General features: G+C 65.8%; 10 protein-coding genes. 4 read left to right on the plus strand and 6 right to left on the minus strand.

Going from position 1 to position 17,254, the window contains the following annotated elements:
• The first annotated feature begins 134 nt into the window (after window positions 1-134).
• The 3 genes from lysS (at window position 135) to AC5P7E_RS15240 (ending at window position 5,716) form a co-directional block, all read left to right on the plus strand.
• Complete coding sequence (lysS, locus tag AC5P7E_RS15230; RefSeq protein ID WP_100443322.1) at window positions 135-1,646, plus strand: lysine--tRNA ligase; 1,512 nt, start codon at window positions 135-137, stop codon at window positions 1,644-1,646.
• Window positions 1,647-1,851: 205 nt separating this feature from the next.
• Window positions 1,852-2,991 carry a cyclic di-GMP phosphodiesterase response regulator RpfG gene (rpfG, locus tag AC5P7E_RS15235; protein WP_005409495.1) on the plus strand — a complete coding sequence of 380 codons (1,140 nt, stop codon included), beginning with the start codon at window positions 1,852-1,854 and terminating at the stop codon, window positions 2,989-2,991.
• Window position 2,992: 1 nt separating this feature from the next.
• Entirely contained in the window at window positions 2,993-5,716 is a 2,724-nt protein-coding gene (locus AC5P7E_RS15240; protein ID WP_114618770.1) for a response regulator, read from the plus strand.
• Between the two features lie 12 nt (window positions 5,717-5,728).
• Here AC5P7E_RS15240 and rpfF read toward each other — a convergent pair whose 3' ends face one another.
• The 5 genes from rpfF to betI form a co-directional block, all read right to left on the minus strand.
• Window positions 5,729-6,598, minus strand: a complete 870-nt coding sequence (rpfF, locus tag AC5P7E_RS15245) for a diffusible signal factor synthase RpfF (protein ID WP_012480080.1) — start codon at window positions 6,596-6,598, stop codon at window positions 5,729-5,731.
• A gap of 200 nt (window positions 6,599-6,798) precedes the next feature.
• Window positions 6,799-8,475, minus strand: coding sequence for a long-chain fatty acid--CoA ligase (locus AC5P7E_RS15250; RefSeq protein ID WP_076739006.1), 1,677 nt, complete (start codon window positions 8,473-8,475; stop codon window positions 6,799-6,801).
• 222 nt (window positions 8,476-8,697) lie between these two features.
• Entirely contained in the window at window positions 8,698-10,380 is a 1,683-nt protein-coding gene (gene betA, locus AC5P7E_RS15255) for a choline dehydrogenase (protein WP_114618771.1), read from the minus strand.
• Between the two features lie 101 nt (window positions 10,381-10,481).
• Window positions 10,482-11,954, minus strand: coding sequence for a betaine-aldehyde dehydrogenase (gene betB, locus AC5P7E_RS15260; RefSeq protein ID WP_005409500.1), 1,473 nt, complete (start codon window positions 11,952-11,954; stop codon window positions 10,482-10,484).
• Between the two features lie 38 nt (window positions 11,955-11,992).
• Entirely contained in the window at window positions 11,993-12,583 is a 591-nt protein-coding gene (gene betI / locus AC5P7E_RS15265; protein WP_005409501.1) for a transcriptional regulator BetI, read from the minus strand.
• 170 nt (window positions 12,584-12,753) lie between these two features.
• Here betI and AC5P7E_RS15270 point away from each other — a divergent pair, with 170 nt between their 5' ends.
• A complete protein-coding gene (locus AC5P7E_RS15270) occupies window positions 12,754-14,304 on the plus strand; it encodes a BCCT family transporter (RefSeq protein WP_005409502.1) in 1,551 nt (516 codons plus the stop codon).
• A gap of 151 nt (window positions 14,305-14,455) precedes the next feature.
• On the opposite strand, the gene acnA is transcribed toward AC5P7E_RS15270, so the two are convergent.
• Complete coding sequence (gene acnA, locus AC5P7E_RS15275) at window positions 14,456-17,209, minus strand: aconitate hydratase AcnA (protein WP_088431980.1); 2,754 nt, start codon at window positions 17,207-17,209, stop codon at window positions 14,456-14,458.
• Window positions 17,210-17,254 lie beyond the last annotated feature (45 nt).

Below are 17,254 nucleotides of genomic sequence, written 5' to 3' on the forward strand. Positions count from 1 at the left end.
ACGGACCGCCAACCAAGGTTGGCGGCCATCTGGGCGGGCCCGGCCCAAGGCCGGGGCAGGGCGGTTTTGGTATGCTGGGCAACCGGCTGTGCCGGGTGCAACATCCCCCCTCACTACACGATTCCCGCAGATCCATGAGCGAAGCTACCGATACCCCCCCCGTCGACGAAAACAAGTTGATCGCCGAGCGCCGCGAGAAACTCAAAGCGCTGCGTGGGCAGGGCATCGCGTACCCGAACGACTTCCGTCGCGAGGACTTCGCCGGCCGCCTGCAGGAAGAATTCGCCGATGCCGAGACCTGGACCGCCGAGGCGCTGGAAGGCAACGGCCGCCAGGTGAAGATGGCCGGCCGCCTGATGGCCAAGCGCATCATGGGCAAGGCCAGCTTCGCGCAGATCCAGGACGAGTCCGGCCGCATCCAGCTGTTCCTGCAGGGAGCGGTGCTGGGCGATGCCTACACGGCCTTCAAGGGCTGGGACGTGGGCGACATCATCGCCGTCGAAGGCGGCCTGACCCGTACCAAGACCGGCGAACTGTCGGTCAAGGCCGAGTCGATCCGCCTGCTGACCAAGTCGCTGCGCCCGCTGCCGGACAAGTGGCACGGCCTGGCCGACGTCGAGCAGCGCTACCGCCAGCGTTACGTCGACCTGATCGTGACCCCGGAATCGCGCGCAGTGTTCATCAAGCGCTCGAAGATCATCCGCGCCATGCGCGCGTGGCTGGACAACCGCGACTTCCTGGAAGTCGAGACGCCGATGATGCATTACATCCCCGGCGGCGCGGCGGCCAAGCCGTTCACCACCCATCACAACGCGCTGGACCTGGACCTGTACCTGCGCGTGGCGCCGGAGCTGTACCTCAAGCGCCTGACCGTGGGTGGCCTGGAGCGTGTGTACGAGATCAACCGCAACTTCCGCAATGAAGGCGTCAGCACCCGCCACAATCCGGAATTCACCATGATGGAACTGTACGAGGCCTATGCCACGTACAACGAAATCATGGACCTGACCGAGGGTGTGATCCGTGATGTGGCCAAGGCCGTGAACGGTGGCACCGAGGTCGAGTGGGACGGCGCGAAGATCGACCTGGGCCCGGCGTTCCGTCGCTGGCGCATGGATGAGGCAGTGCGCCACCACAACCCGGAAATCTCGGCCGCTGATTGCACTGACCGCGATGCGCTGCTGCGCCATTGCGAGCGCTTGAACATCCGCGTCAAGCCGTCCTACGGCTGGGGCAAGCTGTTGCTGGAAATCTTCGAGGCCACGGTCGAGCACACCCTGATCCAGCCGACCTTCATCACCGACCATCCGGTCGAGGTCTCGCCGCTGGCCCGTGCCAATGACAACGACCCGGGCTACACGGATCGCTTCGAGCTGTTCGTCAACGGCAAGGAGCTGGCCAACGGCTTCTCCGAACTGAACGACCCGGAAGACCAGGCCCAGCGTTTCCAGGCCCAGGTGGCCGCGAAGGAAGGCGGCGACGACGAGGCGATGCACTACGACGCCGACTACATCCGTGCGCTGGAGTACGGCATGGCCCCGACCGGCGGTCTCGGCATCGGCGTTGATCGCCTGGTGATGCTGCTGACCGGCAGCAGCTCGATCCGTGACGTGCTGCTGTTCCCGTACATGCGTCCGGAGCAGTAAGTCGTCTTTTTGACTCCCGTTTGTGCGCGCCGTCGCGAAATGAGACGGCGCGATTGACGCCTCCCGCGCTCGGCGTATCGTTAATGCACTACCTTGACGTCTGTTATGGCTTGATCGGCGCCAGGGGGAGTGCGCATTGTGGAGAGTCCGCTTCACAATGTGATGACGATCATGAACCGGGACGCATGACACGGGAGTCGGGCCGATGCAGGGTGCGAGCGTTCGCAGCAGCAGGGTATCCTCGCCTGCTGATGATCCAGCATGGTCGAGAAACCAGGCGGAGTACGCGTTGAACATCGTCATTGTTGACGACCAGACGTCCGCGCGGACGATGCTGCGTCACGTCATCGAAGACATCGCGCCGGAACTGAGCGTGTATGACTTCGGTGATCCGCTGACCGCATTGGCCTGGTGCGAGGCGCACCCGGTCGACCTGCTGCTGCTCGATTACCGCATGCCGGAGATGGACGGGCTGGAGTTCGCCCGTCGATTCCGTCGCCTGCCCAAGCACCGCGATATCCCGGTGATCCTGATCACCGTGGTCGGCGACGAGCCGATCCGCCAGGCGGCGCTGGAAGCGGGGGTCATCGACTTCCTGGTCAAGCCGATCCGCCCGCGCGAACTGCGCGCGCGCTGCTACAACCTGCTGCAACTGCGCCAGCAGACCGAGAACGTGAAGCAACGCGCGTTGTCGCTGGAGCAGCGCCTGCTGGCCAGCATGCACGAGGTCGAGGAACGCGAACGCGAGACCCTGTCGCGATTGGCGCGGGCGATCGAGTTCCGTGATGCCGGCACCAGCGCCTATCTCGAACGCATGGCGCGCGTTGCGGGGCTGATCGCCGAGCAGCTTGGCCTGCCCGAAGACGACGTGCGCCTGATCGAGATGGCGGCACCGCTGCATGACATGGGCAAGATCGCCATTCCCGACGCGGTGCTGCTCAAGCAGGGCAAGCTCAATGACGAGGAGCTGGCGATCATGCGCCGGCACCCACGCATCGGCCACGAGCTGCTCAGTGGCAGCCAGAACCGTTTCATCCAGGTGGGCGCGCTCATCGCGCTGCGCCATCACGAGCGCTATGACGGCAGCGGCTATCCCGACGGCCTGGTCGGCGAAGCGATTCCGCTGGAAGCGCGGATCGTTGCTGTCGCCGACGTCTTCGATGCGCTGATCTCGCCCCGTCCGTACAAGGAAGCATGGACCATGGAAGCCACTCTGGCTTATCTGTACGCCCAGCGTGGGCGACTGTTCGATCCGCGTTGCGTGGATGCGCTGATGCGCGGCCACCAGCAGTTGATGGATATCTGCGCCCAGCACTCGACGGCATCGACGCGACCGGGTGGGTGACATGCAGGACCTGTTCGCACGCGTGAGGCGTCGGCTGGCGCAGCGTCCGGATTCGGAACATGGCCAGGCGATCGTGCGGGTGGTGCTGATCTCGCTGATCCTGGTCTATGTTCTGTTGTCCGGCGCCCGCCTGCACCGGCTGGATCAGTACCAGGGCGCGCTGGCTACGGCGTTGACCGGACTGGGCCTGTCGCTGCTGTTGTTTGGCTGGCTGCTGTGGAAGCCGCAGCGCTCGGACCCGCGGCGGGTGGCCGGGATGCTGGCCGATTACGGCCTGATCGCGATCGGCATGATCCAGATGGGTGAGCCGCTGGCGTGGGTGTATGCGGTGGTGATGTGGGTCACGGTGGGCAACGGCCTGCGTTTCGGGCCGCGTTACCTGACCGCTGCCATCGTGCTGGCGATGGTCAGTTTCGGCACTACCGTGCTGTTGACTCCCTATTGGCAGGCCAACCTGGGGCTGGCCATTTCCCTGTGGTTGGGGTTGCTGGCAGTACCGTTGTGCTGCTCCTCCCTGCTGCGCCGAAGGATGCGACATCCAACCATGGATACGATTCCCGCCGCTGGATCCGACAAGCGCTCGCTGTTGGCCCGCTTCAAGCAGCGCCTGTCCGGGCGCGAGGACAGCGAGCACGCGCAGAACCTGATCCGCATCATCATCACGGCACTGTTCATCAGCTATCTCGGCTGGCGCTCGCTGAGCGGCGGCGGTGAGGCGCTGACGGCGACGTGGCTGATCCTCGCCTTCGAGCTGACCATTTCCGCCGGCCTGCTGACCGCGATCCTGGTCAATCCGGGCGTGTCGCATGTGCGCCGGGTGATCGGCATGCTGACCGATTACACCTGCATGGCCTGGATCATGACCATCCAGGGCGAGCCGGCCGCACCGCTGTATGCGGTGATGCTGTGGGTGACGATCGGCAACGGCATGCGCTACGGCAGCACCTACCTGCGCGTGGCCACGGCCATGGGCTGCCTGGCCTTCCTGTGCACGGTGATGCTGTCGCCGTACTGGCGCGGTCACGATTATCTGGGCTGGGGCCTGTTGCTGGGCCTGGGTGCGATTCCGCTGTACTTCGATTCGCTGCTGCATGCCTTGACCCGGGCGGTGGCCGAGGCGCGCCAGGCCAACGAAGCCAAGAGCCGCTTCCTGGCCAACATGAGCCATGAGTTCCGCACGCCGTTGAACGGGCTGGCCGGCATGACCGAAGTGCTGGCCACCACCCGCCTGGACGACGAACAGCGCGAGTGCCTGAACACCATCCAGGCCTCGACCCGCAGTCTGCTGGCGCTGGTGGAAGAGGTGCTGGACATCTCCGCGATCGAAGCCGGCAAGGTGCGCGTGGAGTGGCACGAGTTCGCGCTGGCCGACGTGCTGCAGGCGATCAACCTGATCCTGACCCCGCAGACCCGCTCCAAATCGCTGGATTATCGCGTGCAGGTGGACGACAACGTGCCGCCACGCCTGTTGGGGGATGCCGGGCATCTGCAGCAGATCCTGCTGAACCTGATGGGCAACGCGGTCAAGTTCACCGACAGTGGCTACGTGCATCTGCGCGTGTCCAGCCCCGATGCGCTGGGCAGCGAGCGGATGCGCCTGCGATTCGAGATCGTCGATACCGGCATCGGCGTGCCGGTGGCGTTGCGCGGACGCCTGTTCAATGCGTTCGAGCAGGGCGATGTCGGCCTGGCCCGTCGCCATGAAGGCACCGGTCTGGGCACCGCCATTGCCAAGGGCCTGGTCGAGTCGATGGGCGGGCAGGTCGGCTATGCGCCGAACAGCCCGCGCGGCAGCGTGTTCTGGGTCGAGATCACGCTGGAAGTCGCAGACACCTCATCAGCCCCGGCGGTTCCGTCCGAGGTGGCTGAAGCCGGCAATGTCATCGCGTTTTCCAACCCCTTCCTGCGCCATCGTGCACGGGTGCGGAGCCTGCGGGTTCTGGTCGCCGACGACCACGAGGCCAACCGCATGGTGCTGCAGCGGCTGCTGGAGAAGGCCGGCCACAAGGTCACCTGCGTCAACGGCGGCGCTGAAGTGCTCGATGCGCTGGAGCAGGCCAGTTACGACGCAGCGATCGTCGACCTGCACATGCCCGGCATGAGCGGACTGGATCTGCTCAAGCAGTTGCGGGTGATGCAGGCCAGCGGCATGCCTTACGTTCCGGTCATGGTGCTGAGCGCAGACGTCACCCCCGAGTCCATCCTGCGTTGCGAGCAGGCCGGCGCCCGCGCCTTCCTTGCCAAGCCCGTGGTGGCCACCCGCCTGCTGGAAGTGCTGGCCGATGTCGCCGCCAACACCCGCGCCGAGCCCGGCATCCAGTCGGTGCCTGCATTGCCGGTCGGCGATGGCGTGCTCGATACCGCGGTGCTGGACGAGCTGGCGTCGCTGGGCATGGGCGATGGCTTCGAACGCAAGTTCATCGACCAGTGCCTGGCGGACGTCGACGCGAGCATGGGCCAGCTCCAAGGCTGCGGCGAGCGCCAGGCCTGGGAGGATTTCCGCGAGCACGCCCACGCGCTGCGCGGCGTGGCAAGCAACCTGGGGCTTGTCCAGGTTGCCGCCTCCAGTGGCGAAATCATGCGCATGGCGGACTGGCAGCTGAAGGGTGAATGGAGCTCCCGCCTCAGCAACCTGGCGACCGCTCTGCGCAACGGCAGGAATGCGTTGGCTGCCCGTAGTGCGGGGGCACCGCACCGCGACGACAGCGAGCGCAGCCCGTCCTGACCCGCCAGACGATCAGGCCGGGTCGCCATTGCGTCGGGCCTGCGCCCGTACCAGCCGATCCATGGTGCGCAGGGACTTCTCGCCGAGCTGCATCGCAGTGTCTACCCAGATCTCGGTGATCCGCATCATTTCATGCAGCGGCACCATGGTGGCGATCTCGTTGACCTCACGCATCGCCGCCCAGGCGTGCGGGATGCGTCGGCTTTCCTTGATCACCTGTTCGACTGCGGCAACACCTTCGCCCACCGGCACCACGATGTCGACCAGGCCCATTTCCTTCAGCTGGCTGGCGGTGTAGAGGTTGCCTTCCAGCATGATCTTCTCCGCCAGCCGCGGACTGATCCGCTGGCACAGGAAGGAGTAGGCACCCATGCCGGGGAACAGGTCGAACAGCACCTCCGGCAGGCCCATCAACACGCCTTCCTCGGCGACGATGGTGTGGCAGCTCAGTGCGGCCTCGAAGCCGCCCCCCAGTGCGTTTCCCTGGACCAGGGCGATGCTGTGGGCACGGGTGCCCAGGCCGGCATGGAAGGCATGCACGCCGCGCACGCAGCGCTGGGCATAGTCGAGCAGGCGGGCGCGGTCGCCCTCGCGGATCAGGCGGCAGAACAGTTCGAGATCGCCGCCTAGGTTGAACACGTCGCTGTCCGAGGCAAGTACGACATGGGGTGACAGAGCGTGCGAGGCGCTGAGGCGATCGCCCAGTTCGCGCTGGTAGTCGACGATGTCATCGACCAGGCGCGAGGCGAAGCACGGCCGGCCTGGCTGGTTGACCAGGTTGGCGTGCATATGGATCCAGTAAACATCCCGCTCGGGTTCTTCGGTGATACGCAGGGTAGGGTGCTGCGAGGGACGGGTAATGATGGGGCGTACTGCAGACATGGGAGTTCTCCGTGTGACCGTCCGGCCAACCGCAGAGCGGACGGAGAGGAGTGAGGGGGCGAGCTGAACATGCGGCGGCGACTGATTCTATGCACCCGTCGTGAACCGCCCGCAAGCGCCGGGCCGGCCATGTTCCGGCAATAAAAAGACCCCGCCGTCTCCGGCGGGGTCCCCTGTACTGTCGTGTTGCCCGGAAACCCTTACTGGGCGGGCGTATCACGCAGCTCGCGACGGAGAATCTTGCCGACGTTGGTCTTCGGCAGCTCCTTTCGGAATTCTACGATTCTGGGGTGCTTGTAACCGGTCAGGTTGGCCCGGGCATGTTCCTTGACCATTTCCGCGGTCAGGTTCGGGTCCTTCTTCACGATCACGACCTTCACGACCTCGCCGGACTTCTCGTCCGGGACACCGACCGCAGCCACTTCCAACACGCCGGGCATCATCGCGATGACGTCCTCGACCTCGTTCGGGTACACGTTGAAGCCGGACACCAGGATCATGTCCTTCTTGCGGTCGACGATGTAGAAGAAGCCCTGTTCGTCCATCTTCGCCATGTCGCCGGTGTGCAGCCAGCCGTCGGCGTCGATGGCGGTGGCGGTTTCCTCCGGGCGCTGCCAGTAGCCCTTCATCACCTGCGGGCCCTTGATGCACAGCTCGCCCACTTCGCCCAGCGCCAGGATGTTGCCGTTGTCGTCCTTGATGCACGCATCGGTGGACGGGATCGGCAGCCCGATGGCGCCGTTGTACTCGGGCAGGGTGAGCGGGTTGATGCAGGCCGCCGGCGAGGTCTCGGTCAGGCCATAGGCTTCGACCAGGGTCACCCCGGTAACCTTCTTCCAGCGTTCGGCCACGGCACGTTGTACCGCCATGCCGCCGCCGAGGGTGAACTTGACCGAAGAAAAGTCGATCTCGTCGAAGCCGGGCGTGTTGAGCAGGCCGTTGAACAGCGTGTTGACGCCGGTGATGGCGGTGAAGCGGGTGCCCTTGAGCTCCTTGACGAAACCCTTCATGTCGCGCGGGTTGGTGATCAGGTGGTTGCAGCCACCGAACTTCATGAAGACCAGGCCGTTCGCGGTCAACGCGAAGATGTGGTACAGCGGCAAGGCAGTGATGATCACTTCCTTGCCCGGCTCGATGCCCGAGGTGGACAGCCACGCCGACGCCTGCTGCATGTTGGCAATCAGGTTGCGGTTGGTCAGCATCGCGCCCTTGGCCACGCCGGTGGTACCGCCGGTGTACTGCAGGAAAGCGATGTCGTCGTGGTCGATCTCGACCTTCGGAAGCGCGTGGCGGCTGCCCAGCTTGAGCGCCTGCCTGAAGCGGACGGCGCCCTTGATGTGGTAGTTGGGCACCATCTTCTTGACGTACTTCAGCACGAAGTTGACGATCGCGCCCTTGGCGCCGAGCAGGTCGCCCAGGCCGGTGGTGACCACGTGCTTGACCGGCGTATCGGCGATGACCTGTTCGACGGTGTCGCCGAAGTTGTCGACCACCACCAGCGCACTGACGCCCGCGTCGACCAGCTGGTGCTTGAGTTCGCGCGCGGTGTACAGCGGGTTGACGTTGACCACGGTCAGTCCGGCGCGCAACACGCCGAAGGTGGCCACCGGGTACTGCAGGCAGTTGGGCATCATCAGGGCGACGCGGTCACCCTTCTTGAGCTTGAGCTCACCCAGCAGGTAGGCGGCGAACTGGGTGACCAGCGCATCGGTCTCACCGTAGGTGAGCACTTTGCCGAAGCTGGAGTAGGCCGGACGGTCGCGGAATTTCGCGACGGAAGCGTCGAAGACCGAAGCTACCGAATGGAACTCGTTGATGTCGATTTCGGCGGGAACGCCTTTCGGATAGCTCTGCAGCCAGGGACGATCCAGACTCATATTCCCCCTCCAGGAATCGTGATGTATTAGGTTCCGGCCCTGAGCGTAGCGACAATGGCCGTTCATTGCAGCATACCCCGCCGTAGGGAAAACGCGAAGAGGCCCCGAAGGGCCTCTTTGCTTGGTCGTGCCGGCCGCTGGCCGGCATCTGCGCTCGATCGGGATTCCGGTGGATGCCGGCCAGCGGCCGGCACGACCGTGTCGCCAAGCGGGGCGCTTGCGTCAGTCCTGCTTGCGCACCGGTGCACCGTTGGCCTTGTAGTACGGCGCGGTGCTGCGGGCCAGCGGGGTGCAGCCGCGGATCACGTCGGCCAGCTTCTCGGCCATCATGATGGTCGGCGCGTTGAGGTTGCCGGTCACCACCTGCGGCATGATCGAGGCATCGACGATGCGCAGGCCTTCCAGCCCGTGCACGCGGCCCTGGCCGTCGACCACCGCCATCGGGTCATCGGCGTGGCCCATCTTGTTCGAGCACGACGGGTGGTAGGCGGTCTCGGCATGTTCGCGGACGAACGCATCGATCTGCGCATCGGTCTGCAGCGCGCTGCCCGGGGAAATCTCGCGGCCGCTGTACGGTGCCAGCGCCGGCTGCGCGAAGATCTCGCGGGTGATGCGGATCGCCGCGCGGAACTCGCGCCAGTCCTGCTCATGCGACATGTAGTTGAAGAGGATGCTCGGATGTTCGCGCGGATCCTTCGAACGCACGTGGATGCGGCCGCGGCTGGGCGAGCGCATCGAACCGACGTGCATCTGGAAGCTGTGCGCCTTGATCGGGTTGGAGCCGTTGTAATTGATCGCCACCGGCAGGAAGTGGTACTGCAGGTTCGGCCAGTCGAATTCGGCGTCGCTGCGGATGAAGCCGCCGGCCTCGAACTGGTTGCTGGCGCCGATGCCGGTGCCCAGGAACAGCCACTCGGCGCCGATGGCCGGCTGGTTGTACAGCTTCAGTGCCGGTGCCAGCGAGACCGGCTTCTTGCACTCGTACTGCAGGTACATCTCCAGGTGGTCCTGCAGGTTGGCGCCGACGCCCGGCAGGTGGTGCACCAGGTCGATGTCCAGGCTGCGCAGCAGGTCGGCCGGGCCGACGCCCGAACGCTGCAGGATCTGCGGCGAGGCGATGGCGCCGCCACACAGCAGTACTTCGCGGCGCGCGGTGGCACGCTGCGGCTGGTCGTTGTGCAGCCACTGCACGCCCACCGCACGCTTGCCCGAGAACAGGATGCGGTCGGTAAGCGCGTGGGTGACGATGGTCAGGTTCGGGCGCGGCTTGGCCAGGTCCAGGTAACCACGGGCGGTGCTGGAGCGACGGCCCTTCGGGGTCACCGTGCGGTCCATCGGGCCGAAGCCTTCCTGCTGGTAGCCGTTGAGGTCGTCGGTGCGCGGGTAGCCGGCCTGCACGCCGGCTTCGACCATCGCAGCGAACAGCTCGTTGTTACCGGCCTTCGGCGTGGTCACGCGCAGCGGGCCGTCGCCACCGTGGTAATCGTTGGGGCCGATGTCACGGGTTTCCGCCTTGCGGAAGTACGGCAGGCAGTCCAGGTAGGTCCAGTCTTCCAGGCCCGGCATGCTGGCCCAGTTGTCGTAATCCATCGCGTTGCCGCGGATGTAGCACATGCCGTTGATCAGCGACGAGCCGCCCAGCCCCTTGCCGCGGCCGCAGTCCATGCGGCGGTTGTTCATGAAGGGCTCGGGATCGGTCTTGTACGCCCAGTTGTAGCGCTTGCCCTGCAGCGGGAAGGCCAGTGCCGCCGGCATCTGGGTACGGAAGTCGAGCCGGTAGTCCGGGCCACCGGCTTCCAGCAGCAGCACGCTGACATCGGCATCTTCGGTGAGGCGGGTAGCCAACACGTTGCCGGCCGAACCGGCGCCGATGATGATGTAGTCGTACTCGTTGTGGGTGCTCATGGGTGTCTCCTGCAGGCCGGGGCGCGCTGCATGCAGGCGTCCCGGCGGAATGTCGGATCGGCGCGGTGGCCGGACGAGGGTGCGCGCTCGGGGCGCGCCGGTCAGAACACGCTGGCGTAGTCGCCCAGTTCCACCTGCACCGACTTGATGCGGGTGTAGTGGCCGAGGGTGGAGATGCCGTTCTCGCGGCCGACGCCGGATTCCTTGTAGCCACCGACCGGCATTTCGGCCGGAGACTCACCCCACGTATTGATCCAGCAGATGCCGGCTTCCAGGCGGTGGATGATGCGGTGGGCGCGGCTGATGTCCTTGCTGACCACGCCGGCGGCCAGACCGAAGGTGGTGTCGTTGGCGCGACGCACCACTTCGTCTTCGTCGTCGTAGGCGAGGATGCTCATGACCGGCCCGAAGATCTCTTCCTTGACGATGGTCATGTCATCGCGGCAGTCGGAGAACACGGTCGGCAGAACGTAGGCGCCATTGGCCAGCGCGCCTTCGGTGGCACGGCCACCGCCGGTCAGCAGGCGGGCGCCTTCGGCCTTGCCGCTTTCGATGTAGCGCAGCACGTTTTCCATGTGCGGGAAGCTGGTCAGCGGGCCGAAGTTGGTTTCGGCGGCCATCGGGTCGCCGATGCGGATGCGCTTGACGCGCTCGACAACGGCGGCCTCGAACGCGGCGAGCATGCTGCGCGGCACGAATACGCGGGTGCCGTTGGTGCAGACCTGGCCGGAGCTGAAGAAGTTGGCCATCACCGCGATGTCGGCGGCGCGGTCCAGGTCGGCGTCATCGCAGATCACCAGCGGCGACTTGCCGCCCAGCTCCATGGTCACTTCCTTCAGCGAGGAGGACGCGGCGCTGGCCATGACCTTCTTGCCGGTGGCGACGCCACCGGTGAAGGAAATCTTCTCGATCACCGGGTGCTCGGTCAGCCACTGGCCGATCTCGCGGCCCGGGCCCTGCACGACGTTGAACACGCCAGCCGGCACGCCGGCTTCGGTGTAGATCTCGGCCAGCCGGATCGCGGTCAGCGGGGTCACTTCCGAAGGCTTGAACACCATCGCGTTGCCGGCGGCCAGGGCCGGGGCCGACTTCCACATGGCGATCTGGATCGGGTAGTTCCAGGCGCCGATGCCGGCGACCACGCCCAGCGGCTCGCGGCGGGTGTAGAAGAAGCTCGATTCGCGCAGCGGCAGCTGGATGCCTTCGATGGCGGTGGCCAGGCCGGCGTAGTACTCGACCACGTCGGCGCCGGTGACGATGTCCACGGTGGTGGTTTCGGCCAGCGCCTTGCCGGTGTCCAGGGTTTCCAGGTGGGCCAGCTCGTCGTTGCGCTCACGCAGGATCTCGACGGCGCGGCGCAGGATGCGCGAGCGTTCCATCGCGGTCATCGCGGCCCACACCTTCTGGCCTTCGGACGCGCTCTGCACGGCACGCTCGACGTCGGCCTGGCTGGCAACCTGCACTTCGGCGATCACCTCACCGGTGGCCGGATTGACGGTCTTGAAGGTCTTGCCGCTGGTGGCATCGACGCGCTGGCCGTGGATGTAGAGCTGTTGGACGGGCAGGGTGGTCATGGGGCGTACTCCTTGGAAGGGGGCGGGTGCTGGAGCGCCTATAGCGCGACAGCCTGCAACTGGAAGTCGATGTAGCCGTAAGCGATGCGCCGGGACTTCTCGGCGTTGAACTGGCCGCCGACCAGGCTGCCGCGCAGCCACAGGCCATCGATCATCGCGGCCAGCCCGCGGGCGGCCAGGCGGGCCTGCGGGTGGGGCAGCAGGCGGTTGAACTGGTGGCACAGGTTGGAGAACAGGCGCTGGTCGTTGGCGCGCTGCAGCCGGGCCAGTTCCGGCTGGTGCATGCTCGCGGCCCAGAAGGTGAGCCAGACACGCATCGCGGTGCCGTTGATCTGGCTGTCGTCGAAGTTGCCGTCGACGATGGCGCGCAGCTGCTCGCGCGGGTCGTCGCTGGCGTCGGCGCGGTAGCGGGCGACCGCGTCCTTCAGCTCGCGCAGGATCTGCCGCATTGCAGCATTGAGCAGGCCGTCCTTGTCGCCGAAGTAGTGGGCGACGATGCCGCTGGACAGCCCTGCCTTCTTCGCGATGGTGGCGACGGTCGCATCGGCCATGCCGATCTCGTCGATGGTCTGGAAAGTGGCCCGGATCAGCTGTTCGCGCCGTACCGGTTCCACGCCTTTCTTCGGCATTGTCTCTCCACGGATTGCGACCCGAAGGATCGGGCTGCCCGCCATTATGCTTTTTATTGATTGAACGTTCAATCAATAAACCCTAGGATGCGCTCGCGCCCCACGCCATGGGCCCGGTTTACCGGTCCGGCCCCGCCCATGTGCTCCCTCGGACTTGATGAGACGACCCCATGTCTTCCCTGGCTCATCCCAAGCGTTCTCCCCTGCGCTTGAACCGTTTTGTCTTCTTCAGCTCCTCGGTGTCGATCGGCATCCTCGGGCTGCTCACCGTTCTCTATCCCGAAGGCAGCGAGCACTGGCTGCAGTGGGCGCAGGCCGAGGTGTCGGCCGCGTTCGGCTGGTGGTACATGCTGCTGATCGTGCTGTGCCTGGGCTTCGTGCTGTGGCTGGCGTTCTCGCCGTATGGCCGCATCCGCCTGGGCCACAACGAGGAATCACCTGCCTTCGGCTACGTCGCCTGGGTCTCGATGCTGTTCTCGGCCGGCATCGGCATCGCGCTGCTGTACTACGGCGCCTACGAGCCGCTGGACCACTTCCTGCATCCGCCCGGGCAACCCGGCGGCACCGTGGCCGCCGGCCGCGAGGCGATGGTGCTGACCTTCCTGCACTGGGGCCTGCACGGCTGGGCGCTGTATGCGCTGGTCGGCGTGGCACTGGGCTATTTCGCCTACCGCCGTGACCTGCCGCTGGCGCTGCGCTCGGCGCTGTACCCGATCTTCGGTGAGCGCATCCATGGTCGCATCGGCGACATGGTCGATGGCTTCGGCATCCTCGCCACGCTGATCTCGATGGTCACCAACCTCGGCATCGGCGCGCTGGTGGTGCAGTCCGGCCTGGTCTACCTGTTCCACATCCCGGATACGCCGCAGGTGCTGGTGGCGATCGTGCTGGTGATGATGGTGGTGGCCACCATCGGCGTGGTCGCCGGTGTGGAGAAGGGCATTGCCTGGTTGTCCAACCTCAACGTGCGTCTGCTGTGCGGCCTGCTGCTGTTCGTGCTGGTCACCGGCCCGACCCTGCACCTGTTCGATGGCCTGATCCAGAACACCGGCGATTACCTCGGTGCGTTCGTGCGCAAGAGTTTCGACATGTACCTCAACGACCCGAAGGGCCGTGAGTGGATGGGCTCGTGGACGCTGTTCTACTGGGCCTGGTGGATCGCCTGGGCGCCGTTCGTCGGCCTTTTCGTGGCACGCATCTCGCGTGGCCGCACCATCCGTGAAGTGATCATGGGCGTGCTGCTGATCCCGCTCGGCTTCACCCTGGCGTGGCTGTCGATCTTCGGCAACACCGCCATCGACCTGGTGCTCAACCATGGCCAGGCGATCCTGGGTGACGTGGCCCAGCACGATGCGGCGATGACGCTGTTCAAGCTGCTGGAATACCTGCCCGCCGCGCCGTACGTGGCCGGTGCCGCGGTGGTGATCGGCTTCGTGCTGTTCCTGACCCCGGTCGATTCGGGCACGCTGATGATCGCCAACCTGTGTACCCGTCGCGTTGACGATGGCGTGGAAGATGGCCATGACGCGCCGATCTGGCTGCGCGTGTTCTGGGCCGTCGGCATCACCGTAGCCAGCGTCGGGCTGCTGCTGGCCGGCAATTTCAGCGCAATGCAGACGGCGGTGGTGCTGTGCGGCCTGCCGTTCTCGTTCACCCTGGCGTTCTATATGTGGGGCCTGCTGAAGGCGCTGCGCACCGACCCGGACGCGCCGCGCCGCTGAGCGCGCACCTGGCGCCCATCCCGGTGCCGCCGGAGATGCGGTAGAGCCAGGCCATGCCTGTCTGCAGAGAAACAGGAAGGGCCGGATCCGCGAGGATCCGGCCCTTTTGTTGGGTGGTCGACTAGCAGTCGACTCTACCGAGAGCGGAACGTTACTTGCTGGCCAACTGGCGCAGCACGTACTGCAGCAGGCCACCATGACGGAAGTACTCGACTTCCTTCGGGGTCAGCAGCATCACCGACACCTCGAAGGTCTTCTTCGTGCCATCGGCCTTGGTCGCGGTGACCGTGGCGCGCTTGCTGGCACCGTCCTGCAGGCCGGTGATGTCGATCACTTCCGAGCCGTCCAGGCCCAGGCTCTGCGCGTTCTCGCCGTTGCGGAACTGCAGCGGCAGCACGCCCATGCCGACCAGGTTGGAGCGGTGGATGCGCTCGAAGCTTTCGGCGATGACTGCCTTCACCCCCAGCAGCAGGGTGCCCTTGGCAGCCCAGTCACGCGACGAACCGGTACCGTATTCCTTGCCGGCCAGCACCACCAGCGGCACCTTGTCGGCCTTGTACTTCATGGCCGCATCGTAGATCGCCAGCTTTTCCGGCTGGCCGCCACCGGCCGGGTAGTACAGGGTGTTGCCGCCTTCCTCGCCACCGAACATCAGGTTCTTGATGCGGATGTTGGCGAAGGTGCCGCGGACCATCACGTCATCGTTGCCGCGGCGGCTGCCGTAGCTGTTGAAGTCGGCCGGCTGCACGCCGCGCTCCTGCAGGAAGCGGCCTGCCGGCGAGTCCTTCTTGATGTTGCCGGCCGGGGAGATGTGGTCGGTGGTGATCGAATCGCCGAACAGGCCCATCACGCGCGCGCCGTGCACGTCGTTGATGCTGCCGGTCTGCATGGTCATGCCATCGAAGTAGGGCGGGTTCTTGATGTAGGTGGAGGCATCGCTCCACGCGTACAGGTTGCCGTCCGGCGAGGCGATGGTGTTCCAGCGGGTATCACCCTTGAACACGTCGGCGTAGTTCTGCTTGAACATCTCCGGCCCGATGGTGGCGGCGATGACGTCGCCGATTTCCTTGTTGCTCGGCCAGATGTCGCGCAGGAACACCGGCTGGCCATCGCTGCCGGTACCCAGCGGCTGGGTGGTCAGGTCGATGTCGGTGGTGCCGGCGATGGCGTAGGCCACCACCAGCGGCGGGCTGGCCAGGTAGTTCATCTTCACTTCGGGGTGCACGCGGCCCTCGAAGTTGCGATTGCCCGACAGCACCGAGGTGACCACCAGGTCGCCGGTGGCGATGCCGGCGCTGACTTCGGTCGGCAGCGGGCCGGAGTTGCCGATGCAGGTGGTGCAGCCGTAGCCGACCACGTAGAAGCCGATCTTTTCCAGCTCCTTCAGCACACCGGCCTTTTCCAGGTAGTCGGTGACGACACGCGAGCCCGGCCCGAGCGAGGTCTTCACCCACGGCTGGCGGTTCAGGCCCTTGGCGGCCGCATTGCGGGCCAGCAGGCCGGCGCCGATCATCACCGCCGGGTTGGAGGTATTGGTACACGAAGTGATGGCAGCGATGACCACCGCGCCGTCCTTCAGGCGGACCTTGCGGCCTTCGATCTCGATGTCGGCGAAGCCCTTGGCCAGCTGCTCGTTGCCGACCGCGGCGCCGCCGCCTTCGTTGACGAACGAGGAGACGTCGTCGCTGCGCTTGTCACGGTTGGCGGTCATGCCGACCAGGGCTTCACGGTAGTTCTTCTGCACGTCTTCCAGAAGCACGCGGTCCTGCGGGCGCTTCGGGCCGGCCAGCGACGGCTTCACCGTGCCCATGTCCAGTTCCAGCGTGGTGCTGTACTGGGCGTGCGGGCTGCCCGGCTCGTGCCACAGGCCCTGCGCCTTGGCGTAGGCCTCGACCAGGTTGATCTGCTCTTCGCTGCGGCCGGACAGGCGCAGGTAGTTCAGCGACTCGGCGTCGATCGGGAAGATGCCACAGGTGGCGCCGTATTCCGGGGCCATGTTGCCGATGGTGGCGCGGTCGGCCAGCGGCAGGTGCTGCAGGCCGTCACCGTAGAACTCGACGAACTTGCCGACGACGCCCAGCTTGCGCAGCATCTGGGTGACGGTAAGCACCAGGTCGGTGGCGGTGGCACCCTCGGGCAGCTTGCCGGTCAGCTTGAAGCCGACCACCTGCGGGATCAGCATCGACGATGGCTGGCCGAGCATGGCGGCCTCCGCTTCGATGCCGCCAACGCCCCAGCCCAGCACGCCGATGCCGTTGATCATCGTGGTGTGGCTGTCGGTACCGAACACGGTATCGGGGTAGGCCACGGCCTTGCCATCCTTCTCCGCGGTCATCACCACGCGGGCGAGGTTCTCCAGGTTCACCTGGTGGACGATGCCGGTGTTCGGCGGCACCACCTTGAAGTTGTCGAAGGCCTTCTGGCCCCAGCGCAGGAAGCCGTAGCGTTCCTGGTTGCGCTGGAATTCGATCTTGCCGTTGAGGTCCAGTGCGTCCGGCTTGCCGAACACATCGACCTGCACCGAGTGGTCGATGACCAGCTCGGAAGGAATCTGCGGGTTGATCTGCTCCGGCGAGCCGCCGAGCTTGACCACCGCATCGCGCATCGCGGCCAGGTCGACCACGCAGGGCACGCCGGTGAAGTCCTGCAGGACCACGCGCGCCGGCATGAAGGCGATCTCGGTATCCGGTTCGGCCGCCGGATTCCAGCGGGCCACGGCTTCGATGTGGTCCTTGCCGACGGTGATGCCGCCGTCCTCGTGCCGGAGCAGGTTCTCCAGCAGGATCTTCATCGAGTAGGGCAGGTGGGAGATATCGAAGCGCTGGCCCAGCGTGGGCAGGCTGAAGTAGTCGTAGGTCTTGCCGCCGACGTTCAGCTGGCTGCGGGTGGAGAACGAATCGCTCATGCGGGGTAACTCCTTCTTGCGGATGGCTTGCTCTGGCCCGTGCGT

Source organism: Stenotrophomonas sp. YJH_SMC_25 (assembly GCF_059369595.1).